This is a genomic window from Pseudomonas sp. G2-4 (genome assembly GCF_030064125.1).
Classification (GTDB): Bacteria; Pseudomonadota; Gammaproteobacteria; order Pseudomonadales; family Pseudomonadaceae; genus Aquipseudomonas.
Window position 1 is genome coordinate 6153375 of record NZ_CP125957.1, and the last position, 19527, is coordinate 6172901.

Sequence of the window (19527 nt, forward strand, 5' to 3'; positions counted from 1 at the left end):
ATCCTCTGTTGGGGTGAGGTTCTTGCGAAATGCTGTGAAACCGAGGCGACTAGCCGCCGCCGATGGCGTGGACCACTTCGACGCTGTCGCCGTCGTTCAAGGTGGTTTCGGCGTGCTGGCTGCGCGGGACGATATCCAGGTTGAGCTCCACCGCCACACGGCGTCCGGTGAGGTCCAGACGGGTCAGCAGGGCCGCAACGGTTTCACCGTCGGGCAGATCAAGGGGGTCGCCGTTCAACTGAATGCGCATGCCGGAAGCCGCCATCATTTTTAGGGGCTGGCATTCTAGCCCGATCAGTCAGGGTGACCCAAGCCATTCGTCATGAAATGGACCGCCCGGTCAGCCCAGCCGCCAAGCGGCAAGCCCCAGGCACAGCCAGCCGATCAGGAACGCCACGCCGCCAAACGGCGTGATGATGCCCAGCTTGCTGATGCCCGTAAGGGTCAACAGGTACAGGCTGCCGGAGAACAACAGGATGCCGATCACAAACGAAATACCGGCCCAGGTGACGATGCGACCGGGAATGTGTGTGGCCAGCAGCGCAACGCCCAGCAACGCCAGGGTGTGCACCAGTTGATAGGTGACGCCGGTGTGGAAAATCGCCAGGTAATCGGCGCTCAGGCGGTTTTTCAGGCCGTGGGCGGCAAATGCTCCCAGCGCCACGCCCGTGAAGCCGAAAAAAGCAGCCAGCATCAGAAAGCTACGCAGCATGAGAACTCCAATCAGACTCGGTGGACAGGGTCTGTATAATGGCCCGCTCGACGGGTTCGGCCAAGCCATCTCTATGCTGCGTTCATTGTTTCGACGATTCGTTAAAGCCCTGCTCTGGTTCGCCGTCGGCAGCGTTGTACTGGTGCTGCTGTTTCGCGTGGTGCCGCCGCCGTTCACGGCGCTGATGATCGAGCGCAAGGTCGAATCCTGGTTCGGCGGCGAACCGATCGACCTGCAACGCACCTGGCAGCCTTGGGACAAGATCTCCGACAGCCTCAAGGTTGCGGTGATTGCCGGCGAAGACCAGAAATTTCCTGAGCACTGGGGCTTCGACATCGGCGCGATCCAGGCCGCGTTTGCCCACAATGGGCGCGGCGGTTCGATTCGCGGCGCCAGTACCCTCAGCCAGCAAGTGTCCAAGAACCTGTTCCTGTGGTCGGGCCGCAGTTGGTTGCGCAAAGGGCTGGAGGCCTGGTTCACCGCCCTGATCGAAGTGCTCTGGCCCAAGCAGCGGATCCTCGAGGTGTACCTCAACAGCGTCGAGTGGGATGACGGTGTGTTCGGGGCTGAAGCCGCGGCACGCCATCATTTTCGCGTCAGCGCCGACGCCTTGTCCCGGCAGCAGGCAAGCGTACTGGCGGCGGTCTTGCCCAACCCACGGGTATGGAACGCCAGCCGGCCGAGCCCTTACGTGCTACGGCGGGCGAGCTGGATTCGCCAGCAGATGAGCCAGTTGGGGGGCGACAGTTATTTGCTGGGGCTTAATGATTCGCGACGGGCGCCTTGGGCGCGGTAGCCCAAACACTGAGGCCCCCCTGTGGGAGCGAGCTTGCTCGCGATGGCAGTTCGACAGCCAACACTGATGTTGAATGTAATGGCCTCATCGCGAGCAAGCTCGCTCCCACAGGATCAGCAGTGAATTCAAATTATCGAGCCCGAACAAAAACGCCCCGATCATCACTGATCGGGGCGTTTTTTATGGCCATTGCTGCAGGTCAAGCCGCAATCGACACCTTGAGCTTGTTCATCGCGCTTTTCTCAAGCTGGCGAATCCGCTCGGCCGATACGTTGTACTTCTGCGCCAGGTCATGCAGCGTGGCTTTTTCCTCGGCCAGCCAGCGCTGGTAAAGGATGTCACGACTGCGCTCGTCCAGCACTTCCAAGGCTTCGTGCAGGTTGGTGTTGGAGTTGTCGCTCCAATCGGCGTCTTCCAGTTGACGCGCCGGGTCGTACCGGTGGTCTTCCAGGTAGTTGGCCGGCGATTGGAAAGCGCTGTCGTCGTCCGCTTCGGCGGCCGGGTCGAAGGCCATGTCATGGCCGGTCAGGCGGCTTTCCATCTCGCGCACTTCCCGAGGTTCTACGCCCAGGCTTTCAGCCACGCGATGGACTTCTTCGTTGTTCAGCCAGGCCAGGCGCTTTTTCTGGCTGCGCAGGTTGAAGAACAGCTTGCGCTGGGCCTTGGTTGTCGCGACTTTCACGATGCGCCAGTTACGCAGGATGAATTCGTGGATTTCCGCCTTGATCCAGTGCACGGCAAACGACACCAGGCGCACACCCATTTCCGGGTTGAAACGCTTGACCGCCTTCATCAGGCCAACGTTGCCTTCCTGGATCAGGTCGGCCTGGGCCAGCCCGTAGCCGGAATAGCTGCGGGCGATATGTACGACAAAACGCAGGTGGGCGAGCACCATCTGCCGAGCCGCCTCCAGATCCTGCTCATAATAGAGACTCTCGGCCAGTTCACGCTCCTGCTCGGGCGTCAGCAATGGAATGCTGTTCACCGTGTGCACATAGGCCTCCAGGTTCGCACCCGGGACCAGAGCATAAGCAGGTTGCAAAGAAGTGGTCATACGAAAAAACCTCCGACTCACATAACTCGTGCAGTTCAGCACTGCGAAAATTGACCGGGAACCGTAGGACAAGGTCCCACAAAAACCGAAAGGTCAATACACGCAAAAAACCCTATTTTGGCGCAAGCTCACGCAAGTGGCGTGCTACCGCAATCCAGGCACCGATATAACCCAACAGCACCGCGCCAAGCAAGAGCGACAGACCGTCGGCGGCCGGTACTCCGGCCAGCGCAAAATCACTGCCATACAAACCGGCCAGCCCCACGACCGCGTCGTTCAGCCAATCCAGGCCGAACGCCAATACACCCCAGGACAGAATCCCGGCACCGAAGCCATACAGCGCCCCCATATAAAGGAAGGGCCTGCGTACATAACTGTCCGTGCCGCCGACGAGTTTAATCACTTCTATCTCGGTGCGGCGGTTTTCAATATGAAGACGAATGGTATTGCCTATCACCAAAAGTAATGCAGACACCAGAAGCACCGTCAGGCCGAAGACAAACCGGTCACCGAGCTTGAGTATCGCCGCCAGACGCTCGACCCAGACTAGATCAAGTTGTGCCTGTTGTACCTTCGGCAATTCGGAAAGTCTTTGTCTTAATGCTTCAAGGGTCGGCTTGTCGACTTCATTCGGCGTCACCAGCACTACGCCTGGCAGCGGGTTGTCCGGCAGTTCCTTGAGGGCTTCGCCCAGGCCGGACTGCTGCTGGAACTCTTCCAGCGCTTGCTCGCGGCTGATGTATTCGGCATCGGCCACGCCCGGCATGGCTTTGATCTGCTCGCGCAGCGCCTGGCCTTCGGTCGGGGTCGCCTCCAGTTGCAGGTACAGTGAAATCTGCGCCGCACGCTGCCAGGAACCACCCAGGCGCTCCACATTGCTTAGCAGTAATGACAGACCCATGGGCAAACTCAGGGCCACCGCCATCACCATGCAGGTAAAGAAACTGCCGATGGGTTGCTTGCCCAGGCGCCGCAGGCTGTCCAGCAGGCTGGCGCGATGGCTTTCGATCCAGGCGCGCAACAGCGTGGCGAAGTCCGGACCGTCGTCATCGTCGCGCTTTTTCTTTTGCGGCTGCGGGTCGGAGGCTTTCGGGGCCACCCGTTCGGCCACTTTCGGGCTGCGAGTCGCACTCATACGCCGGCCTCCCCGTCACCGATCAATCGACCGCGTTGCAAGGTGAGCATGCGGTGACGCATGCGCGCGATCAGCGCCAGGTCGTGACTGGCGATCAGCACACTGGTGCCCAGACGATTGATGTCTTCGAACACGCCCATGATTTCCGCCGCCAGACGCGGGTCGAGGTTACCGGTGGGTTCGTCCGCCAGCAGCAAGGCCGGGCGGTGGACGATGGCGCGGGCGATGCCGACGCGCTGTTGCTGGCCGGTGGACAGGTCGCCGGGGTAGAGGTCGGTCTTGTCCGACAGGGCCACACGCTCCAGGGCCGAATCCACACGCTTGACGATCTCGGCCTTGGACAGGCCAAGGATCTGCAACGGCAACGCCACGTTATTGAACACGGTGCGATCGAACAGCAACTGGTGATTCTGGAACACCACGCCGATCTGCCGCCGCAGGTAAGGGATCTGGGCATTGCTGATGGTGCTCAGGTCCTGGCCGGCCAGCAGCAGCTTGCCGGTGGAGGGCCGCTCCATCGCCAGCAGCAGGCGCAGCAAGGTGCTTTTGCCGGCGCCGGAATGGCCGGTGACAAACAGAAACTCGCCGCGACGGACCCGAAAGCTCAGCTCATGCAAGCCGACGTGACCGTTCGGATAGCGTTTACCGACCTGTTCGAAACGAATCATGAATGCTCCCGCTCGGCAAACAGTGCCTGGACAAAGGGCTCGGCTTCAAAGGTGCGCAAATCGTCGATGCCTTCACCCACGCCGATGTAGCGAATAGGCAGGCCGAATTGCTTGGCCAGGGCGAAAATCACCCCGCCCTTGGCGGTGCCGTCGAGTTTGGTCAGGGCCAGCCCGGTCAGTTCGACGGTCTGGTTGAACTGCTTGGCCTGGTTGATGGCGTTCTGGCCGGTACCGGCGTCCAGCACCAACAGCACTTCGTGGGGGGCGTCGGCATCGAGCTTGCCAATCACCCGGCGAACCTTTTTCAGTTCTTCCATCAGGTTGTCTTTGGTGTGCAGGCGACCGGCCGTGTCGGCGATCAGCACGTCGATGCCACGGGCCTTGGCGGCCTGCACGGCGTCGAAGATCACGGAAGCGGAGTCGGCGCCGGTGTGCTGGGCGATCACCGGAATCTTGTTGCGCTCACCCCATACTTGCAGTTGTTCGACAGCGGCGGCACGGAAGGTATCACCGGCGGCCAGCATGACTTTCTTGCCATCAAGCTGCAGCTTCTTCGCCAGTTTGCCGATGGTGGTGGTCTTGCCGGCGCCGTTGACGCCCACCACCAGAATCACGAACGGCTTGTTCTGCGAAGCGATCACCAGTGGCTGTTCCACCGGTTTGAGCAGGCTGGTCAACTCGTCTTGCAGGGACTTGTACAGCGCGTCGGCATCGGTCAGCTGTTTGCGTGCGACCTTCTGGGTCAGGCTCTGGATGATCACCGAGGTGGCCTCGACGCCGACATCGGCGGTCAGCAGGCGGGTTTCGATGTCTTCGAGCAATTCGTCATCGATGACTTTCTTGCCCAGGAACAGGCTGGCCATGCCTTCGCCGATGCTGGCGCTGGTCTTGGACAGGCCTTGCTTGAGGCGGGCGAAGAAACCGACCTTACTCTCCTCGGCGGTACGTACGGGCTCGGCCGGAGCAACGGTTTCCAACAGCGTGGGTTCTGGTTCGGGGGCGGCTTGCGCAATCACAGGCGCAATGGCGGCGACCGGCGGTTCAATGACCGGTTCGACGATTGGCACCTCGACAGCGTGTGTCGGAGCCGGAATCGGTGGAGAGACATGGGGTACCTGTGCGTCCTCTTCCACCAGCGCGACCGGCTCTTCCGCCACCGGCAAGGTCAGCCACGGCGTGTGCTCGGCGGGCGGGGTCAGCGGCTGCTCGACCACCTGCCCGACAGCGACCTCAGGCTCGACCGGTTGCAGCACTGGCTCGGCCATCGGCAAGACGATGGGCGCCGCTTCTTCTTCGGCCACAGTCTCGACGGCGGCGGGATCCGGCAGTGCTTCTGGCTGTTCGACGGCGGTTTCCTGCGGCTTCTTGCGCAGCCATCCGAACAGGCCTTTTTTCTCGCCAGCCGCAGCTGGGGTCTTCTTGTCGTCGTTGGAACCAAACATGGAGGACGGCTATCTCACGGTAGCGAAGCGCCACGAGGGCGCTTCGGTAATAAATATTCGATGCTGAACAGACTGCGTTTCATCCAGCTTGTTCACGCGCAACAGATTGTCGAAATGTCCCAAGGACACCTCATCGTCGATTTTTTCGAAGGACTGGCACGGCATCATCGGCGAAAACGCAGGGATCAACGAACAAACCCAGGGTTTCTCCGGAGAACCCAAACAGCCCGGGACCGATAAAAGGCCCGATAGGCGTGGCCGCCAGTAAAACGGACCGTTATCCTAGCACCCTCTCGCCCGCCGACGCTAAGACCTAGCGGGCAGCCCAACAGGTTTAAACACGAATGAATGCTCTTGCCCGCCGTGCTGCAGGCCTGCTGCTCAGCACAGTTTGTCTGCCCTTTTCAGTCCTGGCTGCCGATCCACAACCCACCCACGAATTTACCCTCGACAACGGCCTGAAGGTCGTGGTGCGCGAAGACCATCGTGCGCCCGTGGTCGTGTCCCAGGTCTGGTACAAGGTCGGCTCCAGTTACGAAACGCCGGGCCAGACCGGTTTGTCCCACGCCCTGGAACACATGATGTTCAAAGGCAGCGAGAAAGTCGGCCCCGGCGAAGCGTCGCTGATCCTGCGGGATCTTGGCGCTGAAGAAAACGCCTTCACCAGCGATGACTTCACTGCTTACTACCAGGTACTGGCCCGGGATCGCCTGGGTGTGGCCTTCGAACTGGAAGCCGACCGCATGGCCAGCCTGCGCCTGCCGCCCGAAGAGTTCAGCCGCGAGATCGAGGTGATCAAGGAGGAGCGCCGCATGCGCACCGACGATAAGCCTATGTCCAAGGCCTACGAGCGCTTCAAGGCCATGGCGTATCCGGCCAGCGGTTATCACACACCGACCATCGGCTGGATGGCCGACCTGGACCGGATGACCGTCGAGGAGCTGCGCCACTGGTACGAATCTTGGTACACCCCGAACAACGCGACCCTGGTGGTGGTTGGCGACGTGACGCCAGACGAGGTCAAGGCCCTGGCCCAGCGTTACTTCGGCCCGATTGCCCGGCGCGACGTGCCGGTGGCGAAAATCCCCCTGGAACTGGCCGAACCCGGCGAGCGCCAGATCACCCTGCATGTGCAGACCCAGCTGCCAAGCCTGATGCTGGCCTTTAATGTGCCCAGCATCGCGACCGCAACGGACAAAACCTCGGTCAACGCCCTGCGGCTGATCTCGGCCCTGCTGGACGGCGGCTACAGCGGCCGGATCCCGACCCAGCTGGAGCGCGGCGAAGAGCTGGTGTCCGGCGGATCGTCGAGCTACGACGCCTACACCCGTGGCGATACGCTGTTCACTCTGTCGGCAACGCCCAACACGCAGAAAAACAAAACCCTCGCCCAGGCTGAAGCCGGTCTGTGGCGCCTGCTCGATCAGTTGAAAACCACCGCCCCGACCGCCGAAGAACTGGAGCGCGTGCGCGCCCAGGTCATCGCCGGCCTGGTGTATGAGCGCGATTCGATCACCAGCCAGGCCACCGCCATCGGTCAGTTGGAAACCGTCGGGTTGTCCTGGAAGCTGATGGACACCGAGCTCGCCGAACTGCAAAGCGTGACCCCCCAAGATATCCAGAAGGCAGCCCAGCTGTATTTCACCCGCTCGCGCCTGAGTGTTGCGCATGTCCTGCCCGAGGAGAAAGCTCATGAGTGAGCGCAAATCATCGCGCCTGGTGCTGATCGGCCTGGTGTCTGTCGCACTGATCGGCGCCCTGGCCTTTTACCTGTCCCCCACCACGGGTGTCATCGCGAGCCAGGCCTTGGATAAAGCCAAGTCCGGCAACAAGCTGCAATCCCTGGCTGAACTGGACGACAAGGCCCCCAGTCGCCGCCAACTGGACGTGCAAACCTGGAAAACCGCCGACGGCACCCAGGTGCTGTTCGTCGAAGCCCGGGAATTGCCGATGTTTGACCTACGCCTGACCTTCGCCGCTGGCAGCAGTCAGGACGGCGACGCCCCCGGTCTTGCCCTGCTGACCAATGCCATGCTCAACGAAGGCGTGGCCGGCAAGGACGTCAGCGCCATTGCCGAAGGGTTTGAAAGTCTCGGCGCGGATTTCGGCAACGGCGCCTACCGGGACATGGCCGTGGCATCGCTGCGCAGCCTGAGCGCGGTGGACAAGCGTGAGTCGGCGCTGAAGCTGTTCGCCGAAGTCGTCGGTAAACCGACCTTCCCCGCCGACTCCTTCGCCCGCATCAAGAACCAGATGCTCGCCGGTTTCGAATACCAGAAACAAAATCCCGGCAAGCTCGCAGGCCTGGAATTGATGAAGCGCCTGTACGGCGATCATCCTTATGCCCACTCCAGTGACGGCACCGCAGAAAGCATTCCACCGATCACGCTGGCCCAGGCTCAGGCTTTCCATGCCAAGGCTTATGCCGCCGGCAACGCGGTGATCGCGCTGGTGGGCGACCTGTCCCGCGCCGAAGCCGAAGCGATTGCCAGCCAGGTGTCCGCCGCATTGCCCAAGGGCCCGGCCCTGGCGCAAACCCCACCGCCGGTGGAACCGAAGGCGAGCGTCACTCACATCGAGTTTCCGTCCAAGCAGACCAACCTGATGCTCGCGCAATTGGGTATCGATCGGGACGATCCAGACTATGCCGCAGTGTCCTTGGGCAACCAGATTCTCGGCGGCAGTGGTTTCGGCACGCGGTTGATGACCGAGGTCCGGGAGAAGCGCGGCCTGACCTACGGCGTTTACTCGGGCTTTACACCGATGCAGGCCCGTGGCCCGTTCATGATCAACCTGCAAACCCGTGCCGAGATGAGCGAAGGCACGTTGAGATTGGTGCAGGAGGTGTTTGCCGACTACCTCAAGAACGGCCCCACCCAGAAAGAACTCGATGACGCCAAGCGTGAGCTGGCCGGCAGTTTCCCGCTGTCCACCGCCAGCAACGCCGATATTGTCGGCCAGCTCGGCGCGATGGGTTTCTATGACTTGCCGCTGAGCTACCTGGAGGACTTCATGCGCCAGTCCCAGGACCTGACGATCGAGCAGGTCAGGGCCGCGCTGAACAAACACCTGAACACCGATAAAATGATCATCGTCACTGCCGGCCCGACCGTGCCGCAAAAGCCGCTACCGGCCCCTACTGACAAACCTGCCGAGCAGCCGCTCGGGGTTCCGGAGCACTAATGGCCCGCCCATCGAATTCCAGCAAGAAACCCGTTCACAACGGGGTGAATCAATTGCGCATCATCGGCGGCGAATGGCGCAGCCGCCGCTTGAGCTTCCCCGATGCACCCGGCCTTCGACCGACTCCGGACCGGGTGCGCGAAACCCTGTTCAACTGGCTCGCGCCTTACGTAGCGGGCGCCCGAGTGCTCGACCCGTTCGCCGGCAGCGGTGCGCTGTTTCTCGAAGCGCTGTCCCGTGGCGCGGCCATGGGCCAGGCATTGGACGCCAGTAGCCTGGCGGTCTCCAGCCTGAAAGAACACCTGGGTACCCTGCGCTGCACCGTCGGCCAAGTACAAACGGCTGACGCGCTGCGCTACCTCGACAGCCAACCGGCGACCCCGTTTGACCTGGTGTTCCTCGACCCGCCGTTCAACCAGAATCTGCTGCCAGCGGTCTGTGCCTTGCTTGAGGAACGGCATTGGCTGGCCGAGGACGCCTGGGTCTACACTGAAAGCGAGACCGCCCCGTCCACCCTTGGCTTGCCGGGCAATTGGCGCCTGCATCGCGAGCAGAGGTCTGGACGGGTGTACTACGCGTTGTGGCAACGTCTGGCAGAGACCGTTAGCTGAACGGCTGACCAGTGCATCGAGAATAATAATGATGTCCGCTGCATCTGAGCGTTTCGTCCCTGCCTTGGGCCTTGGCAACCCGCACTTGCAAACCTTGTGGGGGCCACTGTGGCGCAAGACCACCCACGTCGAACGCGAGCGCGAGCGCCTCTGGCTGGATGACGGCGATTTCCTCGACCTCGACTGGCATGGCCCCCACAGCGCCGATGCGCCACTGGTGCTGGTGCTGCACGGCCTGACGGGTTCTTCCAACTCGCCTTACGTCGCCGGCCTGCAACAAGCCCTCGGCGGCAAGGGTTGGGCCAGTGTCGCCCTGAACTGGCGCGGCTGTTCGGGCGAACCGAACCTGTTGCCCCGCAGCTATCACTCCGGCGTCAGCGAAGACCTGGCCGCCACGATCACCCACCTTCGGGCCCGACGGCCGTTGGCGCCGCTGTTTGCGGTGGGTTATTCACTGGGCGGCAACGTGCTGCTCAAGCACCTGGGGGAAACCGGCGGCGACAGCCAGTTACAGGGGGCAGTGGCGGTCTCGGTGCCGTTCCGCCTCGACCAGTGCGCCGATCGCATTGGCCAGGGATTTTCCAAGTTCTACCAGGCGCACTTCATGCGGCAAATGGTGGCCTACGTGCGCAACAAACAACGCCAATTCCAGCATGACGGACGCCACGAAGGCCTGGCGACCCTGGCGGCGCTTGGCCCGCTGGAAAACATGCGCACCTTCTGGGATTTCGATGGCCGTATAACGGCGCCGTTGCACGGGTTCTCGGATGCGGCGGATTACTATCGCCGCGCCTCCAGTCGCTATTTCATGGGCAGGATCACGACACCGACCCTGGTCATCCAGGCCGCCGACGATCCCTTCGTATTTCCGCACAGCTTGCCCGAACCCGGCGAGTTGTCCGCCTCGACCCAACTTGAGCTACACGCCCAGGGCGGGCATGTGGGGTTTGTCGAAGGGACCTTGCGGCGTCCGGGGTATTACCTGGAGCGGCGGATTCCTACATGGTTGGCCCATCTGGCTCGTGAATGAGCCGTGGCGTGGCTTTTGGTGGCGAGGGAGCTTGCTCCCGCTTGAGTGCGCAGCACTCACCGAAAGGCGGGCCGCTTCGCAGCCCAGCGGGAGCAAGCTCCCTCGCCACCAAAAGCTCCCTTGCCAATAGCACTATTCGCCCTTCGCCACGCCGCGCTGCGGATCGGTGATCCATTCGCTCCACGAGCCGGCGTACAACCTTCCCAACGGATAGCCTGCCAGGCACAAGGCAAACAGGTTATGGCACGCCGTCACGCCGGAGCCGCAGTAAGCCACCAGATCAGTCGGCGAACGCTCCCCCAGCTTTTCGGCGAAGCGCTGCTTGAGCTGATCCGCCGACAAGAAGCGCCCGTCTACGCCGAGGTTGTCGGTGAACGCTGCGCATTGGGCGCCGGGAATGTGCCCGGCCACGGGGTCGATCGGCTCGACTTCACCCTTGAAGCGCGGTAACGCCCGGGCATCCAGCAGGGTCATGTCCGGCTGGCCGAGGCGCTGTTGCAGCGTTTGGGCATTGAGGACCAAGGCCGCGTCCGGCGAACCACTTAAGGTCCCGCGACGGTCCAGCGGCGGATCGAGACTCAGCGGCAGGCCGGCGGCATGCCAGGCCTTGAGCCCGCCGTCGAGGATGAACACACCATCACGTTTACCCAGCCAGGCCAGCAACCACCAGGCTCGGGCGGCATAGGCGCCGGGGCCGTCGTCATACAGCACGATGTCGCTGTCGTTGCTGATGCCCCAGGCTTGCAGGCGCTCTATCAAGGCCTCGGGCTCCGGGAGCGGATGACGTCCGGTCACGCCCTTGGTCACCGGCCCGCTCAAATCTCGCTCGAGGTCCGCGAACGACGCTCCGGCGATATGGCCCTCGGCGTAGCTGCGCTGACCGTAATCGGGGTCTTCCAGGGCGAAACGACAATCGAGGATCACCAGCCCGGGCCGTGACATTTGCTGCTCAAGGGTTTGAGGGCTGATGAGTTGCGCGATGGGCATGCTGAGCTCCTGTGGCTAAGTCGAGGGTCCGATGCTACTGCCCTTCTTCCAGGGTCCGGGCCAGGGGGACGTAATACTCTTTGAACAGTGCATCCACCGCTTCGCGGGCCTGATCGGTCACGAAGCCGGCCTCCAGCACCAGCACCTGGTAGACGCCACGCTTGATGGCCTGTTCACTCAGATGGTTGGAGTTTTCTCGCGTCGTACACAGGAATCGCACCCAGGACGTGAGAATAATCCAGGCGTTGAGGGTCAGGGACTCGATCTGCACCCGGTCCATCTTCAGGATACCGGCCGCCACGAAGCCCTCGTAGATGGCCGTACCGTGGATCAGGCAGCGCTGGGAAAACCGACGATAGCGAGCCGCAAGGTCTGGGTCGCTGTCGAGCAGGTGTTCCAGGTCCCGGTGCAAGAACCGGTAGCGCCACATCGCCGACAGCAGTTCCTGCAAGTAGAAACGCTTGTCGTCCACCGTAGACGCCCGGCCCTGGGGCGGACGCAGGAAGCTGTCCACCAGGTTTTCGTATTCGCTGAACAGCACGGCGATGATCGCCTGCTTATTGGGAAAGTGGTAGTAGAGGTTGCCCGGGGACATGTCCATGTGGGCGGCAATGTGATTGGTGCTGACACTGCGCTCACCCTGCTGGTTGAACAGCTCGAGGCTGTTTTGCACGATGCGCTCGCTGGTTTTCATTCGTGGGGCCATGGTTTGGGCTTTATTTCGACGAAGGCATTGAATGGCATCTTACGACCTATCGGTCACAGGAAAAACCCAAAGCCGCTACAGATGCCATTGACTTTATAGAGTACAAGCTCTAGAAATCACCCATTCCAAGAATATCCGGTGCCCGACAATGCCTGCCGACGTTGCTTACCTGCACGAATCTCAACAGCAACTGGACGAGCTGCGGGCGCTCTTCGATGCCCAGCGCCAGGCTTATGCCGCCCATCCGATGCCACCGGCCGAACAGCGCCAGCAATGGCTCAAGGCATTGCGGGAACTGTTGAGCAACGAACGACAGGCGTTGATCGATGCCATCAGCCAGGATTTCAGCCACCGCAGCGCCGACGAAACGCTGTTGGCCGAGCTGATGCCAAGCCTGCACGGCATCCATTACGCCAGCCGGAACCTCAAGGGTTGGATGAAACCTTCCCGGCGCAAGGTCGGCATGGCCTTTCAACCGGCGTCGGCCAAGGTGGTGTATCAACCATTGGGTGTGGTCGGAGTCATCGTGCCGTGGAACTACCCGCTGTTCCTGGCCGTCGGTCCGTTGGTGGGGGCGTTGTCGGCGGGCAACCGGGTGATGCTCAAACTCAGCGAATCGACCCCGGCGACCGGGCTGCTGCTCAAACAATTGCTGGCTCGGGTCTTTCCCCAGGACCTGGTCTGTGTAGTGCTCGGCAAGGCTGAGGTCGGCATGGCATTTTCCAAGTTGCCCTTCGATCACCTGTTGTTCACCGGTGCCACCAGCATCGGCAGGCACGTGATGCGTGCCGCCGCCGAGAACCTGACCCCGGTCACCCTCGAGCTGGGTGGGAAATCGCCAGCCATCGTGTCCGTCGACGTCCCCCTCCAGGACGCCGCTGCGCGTATTGCCTTTGGCAAAACCCTGAATGCCGGGCAAACCTGCGTGGCACCAGACTACGTGCTGGTGCCGCAAAGCCGTGTAGGTGAATTCGTAGAAGCCTATCGCCAGGCGGTTCGCGGGTTCTATCCAACCTTGGCTGACAACCCGGACTACACCGCGATCATCAACGAACGACAGCTGGCGCGACTTAGCGGTTACATCAGCGACGCCACCAGCAAGGGCGCGTTGCTGATCGAGTTGTTCGATGAAGGCCAGGGGCGGCGCATGGCCCACAGCCTGTTGCTCAACGTCAGCGATGACATGACCGTCATGCAGGATGAAATCTTTGGCCCGCTGCTGCCTATCGTGCCTTATGACAATCTCGACCAGGCATTTGCCTACATCAATCAGCGACCTCGTCCGTTGGCGCTCTACTATTTTGGCTACAACAAGGCCGAACAGAATCGCGTACTCCACGAGACCCATTCCGGCGGCGTCTGCCTGAATGACACGCTGTTGCACGTTGCCCAGGACGACTTGCCGTTCGGCGGCATCGGCGCCTCGGGAATGGGGCACTACCACGGGCACGAAGGTTTCCTGACCTTCAGCAAAGCCAAAGGCGTGCTCACCAAGCAGCGATTCAATGCCGCAAAGCTGATCTATCCGCCCTACGGCAAGACTTTGCAGAAACTGATCCAGAAGCTGTTCGTCCGCTAACGCGAGTTTGCCCGGGTAATAACAATAATGAACCCAAGCCTGATCGATACACCCGCCCTGTCACGGCGCGGCCTGCTGAAATTCAGCCTCGGCGCCAGCGCGTTCCTGGCCACCGTTGGGCTGGGCGCCAGCCTGAGCGGTTGCTCGCCCCACCAACCGGCCAGCGGTCTGGCGGCCCTGCGTGACAGCGATCTGCCGTTCTTGCGTGCCGTCATCCCGGTGATGCTGGACGGCGCCGTGGCCGCTGGGAAGATTCCCGCCGCCGCTGCAGCCACTCTGCAATGCCTCGACACCGGCCTGGCTCACCTGTCTCCGGCCGTGCTCAAGCTCACCCGCCAACTGTTCGATGTGCTCACGCTGGGTGTGACTCGTGGGCCGTTGACCGGGATCTGGGGCTCATGGGAAAACGCCAGCGCCGATGACATCCGCCAGTTCCTCGAACGGTGGGAAAACAGCTCGCTGGACCTCCTGCGACAAGGCCACAGCTCACTGCTGCAAATGGTGATGATGGCGTGGTACAGCCGGGCCGAGGCCTGGGCGCATTGTGGGTATCCGGGCCCGCCCAAGATTTGAAAACCAAGTGAAATCCTGTGGGAGCGAGCTTGCTCGCGATGGCGGTGTGTCAGTCAATGCAGTTGCGCCTGATCTGACGCCATCGCGAGCAAGCTCGCTCCCACGGGAGGGCATCGCAGATCCATAACAACAAGAGAACCTGAACATGCCCATACCCGATCCCTTCCGCGAAGGCCTGGCCCGTGGCTGGATCACCTACAACGGCGCGCAGTTGACCCAGAACCTGACCCTGGAAGCGGACGTGGCGATCATCGGCAGCGGCGCGGGGGGCGGCACCACGGCCGAAATCCTCAGCGCAGCCGGCTACAACGTGTTGCTGATCGAGGAAGGCCCACTCAAGACCAGCCATGACTTCAAGCTGCTCGAGGACCAGGCCTACACCAGCCTCTACCAGGAAGGCCTCGGGCGCCTGAGCAAGGACGGCGCCATCACCATTCTCCAGGGCCGGGCGGTCGGTGGCACGACGTTGATCAACTGGACCTCCTGCTTCCGCACACCCGACCAGACCCTCGACCACTGGGCGGCCGAGCACAACGTCAAGGGCCACAGCCCCGCTGAAATGGCGCCCTGGTTTGAGCAGATGGAACGACGCCTGGGTGTGGCGCCCTGGCTGATCCCACCCAATGCCAACAACGACGTAATCCGCAAAGGCTGTGAGCAATTGGGTTATAGCTGGCACGTGATTCCGCGCAATGTGCGCGGCTGCTGGAACCTGGGCTATTGCGGCATGGGCTGCCCGACCAACGCCAAACAGTCGATGCTGGTCACCACCATTCCGGCCACGCTGGACAAGGGTGGGGCACTGCTTTACCTGGCGCGGGCCGACCATCTGACCATCAAGAACGATGCGGTCACCGGGCTTGAGTGCGTGGCCATGGACGAGCGCTGCGTGGCGCCGACTGGGCGACGCATTACGGTCAGGGCGCGCCACTACGTACTGGCCGGCGGTGGTATCAACAGCCCGGCCCTGCTGCTGCGCTCCGACGCGCCGGACCCGCATGAACGCCTGGGCAAGCGCACTTTCCTGCATCTGGTGAACATGTCCGCCGGGCAATTCGACGAGGTCATCAACCCGTTCTACGGCGCGCCGCAGTCGATTTATTCGGATCATTTCCAATGGCAGGATGGTACTGCCGGCAAGATGTCCTACAAGCTTGAGGTCCCGCCCTTGCATCCGGCTCTCGCCGCCACGCTATTGGGCGGGTTCGGCAGCGAGAACGCCCTGCACATGGCGCAACTGCCCCACACCCACGCCATGCTGGCGTTGTTACGCGACGGGTTTCATCCGGACAGCCCCGGCGGCAACGTCGAGTTGCGCAGCGACGGCACGCCCGTGCTCGATTACGCGGTGTCGCCCTACGCCTGGGACGGTTTGCGCCGGGCATTCCACAGCATGGCCGAGATTCAGTTCGCCGGCGGCGCCAAGACGGTCATGCCGATGCACAGCGATGCCCGCTACGTGAAAACCCTGGCCGAAGCCCGCACGCTGATCGACGGCTTGGACCTTGCTTTGTACCGCACGCGCCTGGGCAGCGCCCACGTGATGGGTGGCTGTGCCATGGGAGAAGATCCGAAAACCGCCGTCACCGACAGCCTTGGCCGTCATCATCAACTGGGTAATCTTTCGATCCATGACGGCTCGCTGTTCCCCACCAGCATCGGCGCCAACCCACAGTTGTCGGTGTACGGTCTGACCGCTCAACTGGCGACTTCCTTGGCCGAACGTCTGAAAAAATCATGAATATATGGATTATTCGCAACGTCTATAGTGCTTTCTTACCCAACAGCCGACTTGGCCGACCGAGAAGGCTGCGATACCATCCGACTCCCCAACGGACACCCACCAGGACGACGCGATGAACCGAGTGTTGTACCCAGGTACCTTCGACCCTATTACCAAGGGCCATGGCGATCTGGTCGAACGCGCCTCGCGCCTGTTCGACCACGTGATCATTGCCGTCGCCGCCAGCCCGAAGAAAAACCCGCTGTTCCCGCTGGAACAACGTGTAGATCTGGCTCGCGAGGTCACCAAACATCTGCCCAACGTGGAGGTGGTCGGTTTCTCGACGCTGTTGGCGCATTTCGCCAAGGAAAAGAACGCCAATGTGTTCCTGCGCGGCCTGCGGGCGGTCTCGGACTTCGAGTACGAGTTCCAGCTGGCCAACATGAACCGTCAGCTGGCACCGGACGTCGAGAGCCTTTTCCTGACACCGTCGGAGCGTTACTCCTTTATTTCTTCGACCCTGGTGCGGGAAATCGCGGCCTTGGGCGGTGATATCACCAAATTCGTCCACCCGGCCGTGGCCGATGCGCTGACCCTGCGCTTCAAGAAATAACCTGCGGGCTGCGATCCGCTTCGCAGCCCGACACAGCGCAGTCCATCGCCCCCGCGTGCACTGCGCTCGCCAATGCGGCACAATTGCGCCCATACGTTTTCAGATGCCCGGGCCCAACGCCCCGGCAGGAGCCTGCATGTCCCTGATCATCACCGACGACTGCATCAATTGCGACGTCTGCGAACCCGAGTGCCCGAACGAAGCCATTTCCCAAGGCGAAGAGATCTACGTCATCGACCCGAACCTGTGCACCCAATGCGTCGGCCACTACGACGAACCCCAGTGCCAGCAGGTCTGCCCGGTGGATTGCATCCCGCTCGACGAAGCTCATCCGGAAACGGAAGAGCAGTTGATGGCAAAGTATCGCAAGATTACGGGTAAGGATTGAGCCAGATTATTTTGTAGGGTCTGTGCGGGCCTCATCGCGAGCAAGCTCGCTCCCACAGGGGCTTTGCTTCAGGCACAAAGGGTGTAAACACAGCAGATCCCTGTGGGAGCGAGCTTGCTCGCGATGAGGCCCGTTGCAACACCCAAGATCCAACTGCCAACCTCACTCCTGCCGTTCAAATCCTTCCCCAACGCACCCCAGGCACCGCACAAACGTGGCCTTCGCCGGGTCCACCACCAACGCTTTCCCCGCATCACCAACCCCACCGCCCAGCGCAGTAAAAGGCAGGGACACCACAAATGCCCCGGCACCGATCACAGTGGCGGCGAGCAGCAGCGGGCGGGCGATCAGCAGGTCGCCGATCATGGCGAAAGCGGGAGGATTCTGGATGGTGTAGCGCGGGTCACCGCTGCCTTCGTTCGCCAAGGCAGGCAAACCGACACTCAGCAGCAGCGCAAGAACAACAGGTCGAAGCAGATTCATGGGGCGATCCTTCGGCTAAACAGTATGACTACTGACTATAGACGGATCAGCTCTGGCAGCGTGGACACCAGACACTGGCGCGCTGGCCCAGGCGGATTTCCCGCAACCCTGTGCCACACACCTTGCACAGCTCCCCGCCCCGGCCGTAGACGAACAATTCCTGCTGGAAGTAGCCGGGCTGGCCGTCGCCACCAATGAAATCCCGCAACGTGGTACCGCCACGCTCGATGGCATGGGCGAGGATGCGTTTGATCTCGATCGCCAGCTTCAGGTAACGCGCCCGGGAAATACCTCCGGCCGCGCGGCGCGGGTCGATGCCGGCGGCAAACAGCGCCTCGGTCGCGTAGATATTGCCCACACCCACCACCACCGCGTTGTCCATGATGAACGGTTTGACCGCCATGGAACGGCCACGGGAGAGCTGGAACAAACGTTCGCCATCGAACAGATCGGTCAACGGCTCCGGTCCGAGGCGAATCAACAGTTCATGGTTGAGCGGGTCGAGGCTCCAGAGCATCGCCCCGAAACGCCGCGGGTCGGTGTAGCGCAGGGCCAGGCCGGATTCCAGCTCGATGTCCACGTGCTCATGCTTGGCGGCGGGCATGCCGACTTCCACCAATCGCAAGTTGCCGGACATGCCCAAATGACTGATCAAGGTGCCGACTTCGGCGTTGATCAGCAGGTACTTGGCCCGCCGCTCCACCAGCACGATGCGTTGGCCCGAAAGCCGCACATCGAGGTCTTCCGGAATCGGCCAGCGCAGGCGGCGGTCGCGTACCACCACGCGACTGACCCGCTGGCCTTCAAGGTGGGGCGCGATTCCGCGGCGGGTGGTTTCGACTTCCGGCAGTTCTGGCATAGGGCTCTCGAGTCAGACGAAGGCTCGGCGCTTGTATTCAGCGCTCAGCGAGTAGCGAGGTCGCGGATTTCCTGTTTCTGGGTCTGGAAGTCGTATTCCGACAAACCGATGTAATCGAGCACCAGCGCTCCGACGCTATCCCACTCGTGGTCTTCGGCCTGATTGCCCAGCACCCGGTGGGAAGCACAGATGTTCTCGGACATCTTCAGGATCGCCAGCAGGTTTTTCAGCTGGCTGTTGTTGCGTGAAGAGTCGTCGCTGAAAACCGCCAGGGCATTGTGGTGGTTGGCGATGGCCTGGCTGACGTGATCCGGCAGGCGCCAGGATTTTGAGGTGTAGTAACCGACCACCGCATGATTGGTGTTGAACACACGGTTCTCGGTGTCCACCACCCGGCACTCGGCGCTGGCATTGGCGTAGGCCTCCTCCAGCACGCTCATGTAGTTGGGGAACTGCTTGAGCATCAACGGCACGCCGCAATCGTGGAACAAGCCCAATGCGTAGGCTTCGTCGCCATTCTCCAGGCCGACGCGCTTGGCCAGGGTCAGGCAGGTCATCGCCACGTCCTGGGCCGTATCCCAGAAGCGGTTCAAGGTGACGATGGCATCATCGTGCAGCTCGCCCTTGATCGACTGCGCATTGATCAGGTTGATGATCGAGCGGCTGCCCAACAGGTTCACCGCACGCTGGATCGAGGTGATCTTGTTGCGCAGGCCGTAATACGGTGAATTGACGATCTTGAGCAAGGCCCCTGAAAGCCCCGGGTCCTGGGAGATCAACTTGGCGATCGTCTCCAGGTCCGGATCGGGCATGTACTGCTCCATCTGCAGATCCACCATGATCTGCGGCTGGGGCGGCACACTGATGCCTTGCAGGGACTGTTGGATCTGTTCGGCGGAAAGTTCTTTGGACATGAGTACACACTCTGGGTCAGGCGGGGATTCTAACCCTTAAAGATGGATCCGATACACCGCTGGGCCACCGA

21 protein-coding genes are annotated in these 19527 nt (G+C 61.8%); 10 read left to right on the top strand and 11 right to left on the bottom strand.

Annotation, left to right across the window (positions count from 1 at the left end):
• Positions 1-49 precede the first annotated feature (49 nt).
• The gene (thiS, locus tag QNH97_RS27065) at positions 50-250 is read right to left on the bottom strand and encodes a sulfur carrier protein ThiS (protein WP_283554676.1); all 201 of its coding nucleotides are present in this window, start codon (positions 248-250) and stop codon (positions 50-52) included.
• A 90-nt stretch (positions 251-340) separates the two neighbouring features.
• Positions 341-712: a DUF423 domain-containing protein gene (locus QNH97_RS27070; RefSeq protein WP_047226019.1), complete on the bottom strand. Its 372-nt coding sequence runs from the start codon at positions 710-712 to the stop codon at positions 341-343.
• Between the two features lie 73 nt (positions 713-785).
• On the opposite strand from QNH97_RS27070, the gene mtgA reads away from it, so the two are divergent.
• The gene (mtgA, locus tag QNH97_RS27075; protein WP_283554677.1) at positions 786-1508 is read left to right on the top strand and encodes a monofunctional biosynthetic peptidoglycan transglycosylase; all 723 of its coding nucleotides are present in this window, start codon (positions 786-788) and stop codon (positions 1506-1508) included.
• A 199-nt stretch (positions 1509-1707) separates the two neighbouring features.
• On the opposite strand, the gene rpoH is transcribed toward mtgA, so the two are convergent.
• The 4 genes from rpoH to ftsY form a co-directional block, all read right to left on the bottom strand.
• Positions 1708-2562: an RNA polymerase sigma factor RpoH gene (gene rpoH, locus QNH97_RS27080; RefSeq protein ID WP_003177476.1), complete on the bottom strand. Its 855-nt coding sequence runs from the start codon at positions 2560-2562 to the stop codon at positions 1708-1710.
• Between the two features lie 112 nt (positions 2563-2674).
• The gene (gene ftsX, locus QNH97_RS27085) at positions 2675-3697 is read right to left on the bottom strand and encodes a permease-like cell division protein FtsX (protein ID WP_283554678.1); all 1023 of its coding nucleotides are present in this window, start codon (positions 3695-3697) and stop codon (positions 2675-2677) included.
• Positions 3694-4365: a cell division ATP-binding protein FtsE gene (ftsE, locus tag QNH97_RS27090; RefSeq protein ID WP_025215982.1), complete on the bottom strand. Its 672-nt coding sequence runs from the start codon at positions 4363-4365 to the stop codon at positions 3694-3696. The genes ftsX and ftsE overlap by 4 nt, the downstream gene beginning before the upstream one ends.
• Complete coding sequence (ftsY, locus tag QNH97_RS27095; protein WP_283554679.1) at positions 4362-5807, bottom strand: signal recognition particle-docking protein FtsY; 1446 nt, start codon at positions 5805-5807, stop codon at positions 4362-4364. The genes ftsE and ftsY overlap by 4 nt, the downstream gene beginning before the upstream one ends.
• A gap of 344 nt (positions 5808-6151) precedes the next feature.
• Between ftsY and QNH97_RS27100 the strand changes: the two genes are divergently transcribed.
• Genes QNH97_RS27100 through QNH97_RS27115 form a run of 4 tightly spaced genes read left to right on the top strand, consistent with a single transcriptional unit; the run spans position 6152 to position 10631 of the window.
• Complete coding sequence (locus QNH97_RS27100) at positions 6152-7507, top strand: M16 family metallopeptidase (RefSeq protein ID WP_283554680.1); 1356 nt, start codon at positions 6152-6154, stop codon at positions 7505-7507.
• Positions 7500-8990 carry a M16 family metallopeptidase gene (locus QNH97_RS27105; RefSeq protein WP_283554681.1) on the top strand — a complete coding sequence of 497 codons (1491 nt, stop codon included), beginning with the start codon at positions 7500-7502 and terminating at the stop codon, positions 8988-8990. Before QNH97_RS27100 ends, QNH97_RS27105 begins: the two co-directional genes overlap by 8 nt.
• The gene (rsmD, locus tag QNH97_RS27110) at positions 8990-9601 is read left to right on the top strand and encodes a 16S rRNA (guanine(966)-N(2))-methyltransferase RsmD (protein ID WP_283554682.1); all 612 of its coding nucleotides are present in this window, start codon (positions 8990-8992) and stop codon (positions 9599-9601) included. The genes QNH97_RS27105 and rsmD overlap by 1 nt, the downstream gene beginning before the upstream one ends.
• Positions 9602-9632: 31 nt before the next feature.
• Positions 9633-10631 (top strand): hydrolase, encoded by a 999-nt coding sequence (locus QNH97_RS27115; protein ID WP_283554683.1) that lies wholly within the window; start codon positions 9633-9635, stop codon positions 10629-10631.
• 132 nt (positions 10632-10763) lie between these two features.
• Here QNH97_RS27115 and QNH97_RS27120 read toward each other — a convergent pair whose 3' ends face one another.
• Positions 10764-11618, bottom strand: coding sequence for a sulfurtransferase (locus QNH97_RS27120; protein ID WP_283554684.1), 855 nt, complete (start codon positions 11616-11618; stop codon positions 10764-10766).
• A gap of 34 nt (positions 11619-11652) precedes the next feature.
• Positions 11653-12324: a TetR/AcrR family transcriptional regulator gene (locus QNH97_RS27125; RefSeq protein ID WP_283554685.1), complete on the bottom strand. Its 672-nt coding sequence runs from the start codon at positions 12322-12324 to the stop codon at positions 11653-11655.
• Positions 12325-12472: 148 nt separating this feature from the next.
• Between QNH97_RS27125 and QNH97_RS27130 the strand changes: the two genes are divergently transcribed.
• From QNH97_RS27130 to QNH97_RS27150, 5 genes are all read left to right on the top strand, one after another.
• Positions 12473-13903, top strand: a complete 1431-nt coding sequence (locus QNH97_RS27130) for a coniferyl aldehyde dehydrogenase (RefSeq protein WP_283554686.1) — start codon at positions 12473-12475, stop codon at positions 13901-13903.
• Positions 13904-13930: 27 nt separating this feature from the next.
• The gene (locus QNH97_RS27135; RefSeq protein WP_283554687.1) at positions 13931-14476 is read left to right on the top strand and encodes a twin-arginine translocation pathway signal protein; all 546 of its coding nucleotides are present in this window, start codon (positions 13931-13933) and stop codon (positions 14474-14476) included.
• Positions 14477-14621: 145 nt separating this feature from the next.
• Entirely contained in the window at positions 14622-16217 is a 1596-nt protein-coding gene (locus QNH97_RS27140; protein ID WP_283554688.1) for a GMC family oxidoreductase, read from the top strand.
• 115 nt (positions 16218-16332) lie between these two features.
• A complete protein-coding gene (gene coaD, locus QNH97_RS27145) occupies positions 16333-16812 on the top strand; it encodes a pantetheine-phosphate adenylyltransferase (protein WP_283554689.1) in 480 nt (159 codons plus the stop codon).
• 136 nt (positions 16813-16948) lie between these two features.
• Positions 16949-17200 (top strand): YfhL family 4Fe-4S dicluster ferredoxin, encoded by a 252-nt coding sequence (locus QNH97_RS27150; protein WP_060740180.1) that lies wholly within the window; start codon positions 16949-16951, stop codon positions 17198-17200.
• 162 nt (positions 17201-17362) lie between these two features.
• Here the strand turns inward: QNH97_RS27150 and QNH97_RS27155 are convergent, their stop codons facing one another.
• Genes QNH97_RS27155 through QNH97_RS27165 form a run of 3 tightly spaced genes read right to left on the bottom strand, consistent with a single transcriptional unit; the run spans position 17363 to position 19402 of the window.
• Entirely contained in the window at positions 17363-17683 is a 321-nt protein-coding gene (locus QNH97_RS27155; protein WP_283554690.1) for a multidrug transporter, read from the bottom strand.
• Positions 17684-17729: 46 nt separating this feature from the next.
• Positions 17730-18542 (bottom strand): bifunctional DNA-formamidopyrimidine glycosylase/DNA-(apurinic or apyrimidinic site) lyase, encoded by an 813-nt coding sequence (mutM, locus tag QNH97_RS27160; RefSeq protein ID WP_025215995.1) that lies wholly within the window; start codon positions 18540-18542, stop codon positions 17730-17732.
• Between the two features lie 44 nt (positions 18543-18586).
• The gene (locus QNH97_RS27165) at positions 18587-19402 is read right to left on the bottom strand and encodes an HDOD domain-containing protein (protein ID WP_283557559.1); all 816 of its coding nucleotides are present in this window, start codon (positions 19400-19402) and stop codon (positions 18587-18589) included.
• Between the last annotated feature and the right edge of the window lie 125 nt (positions 19403-19527).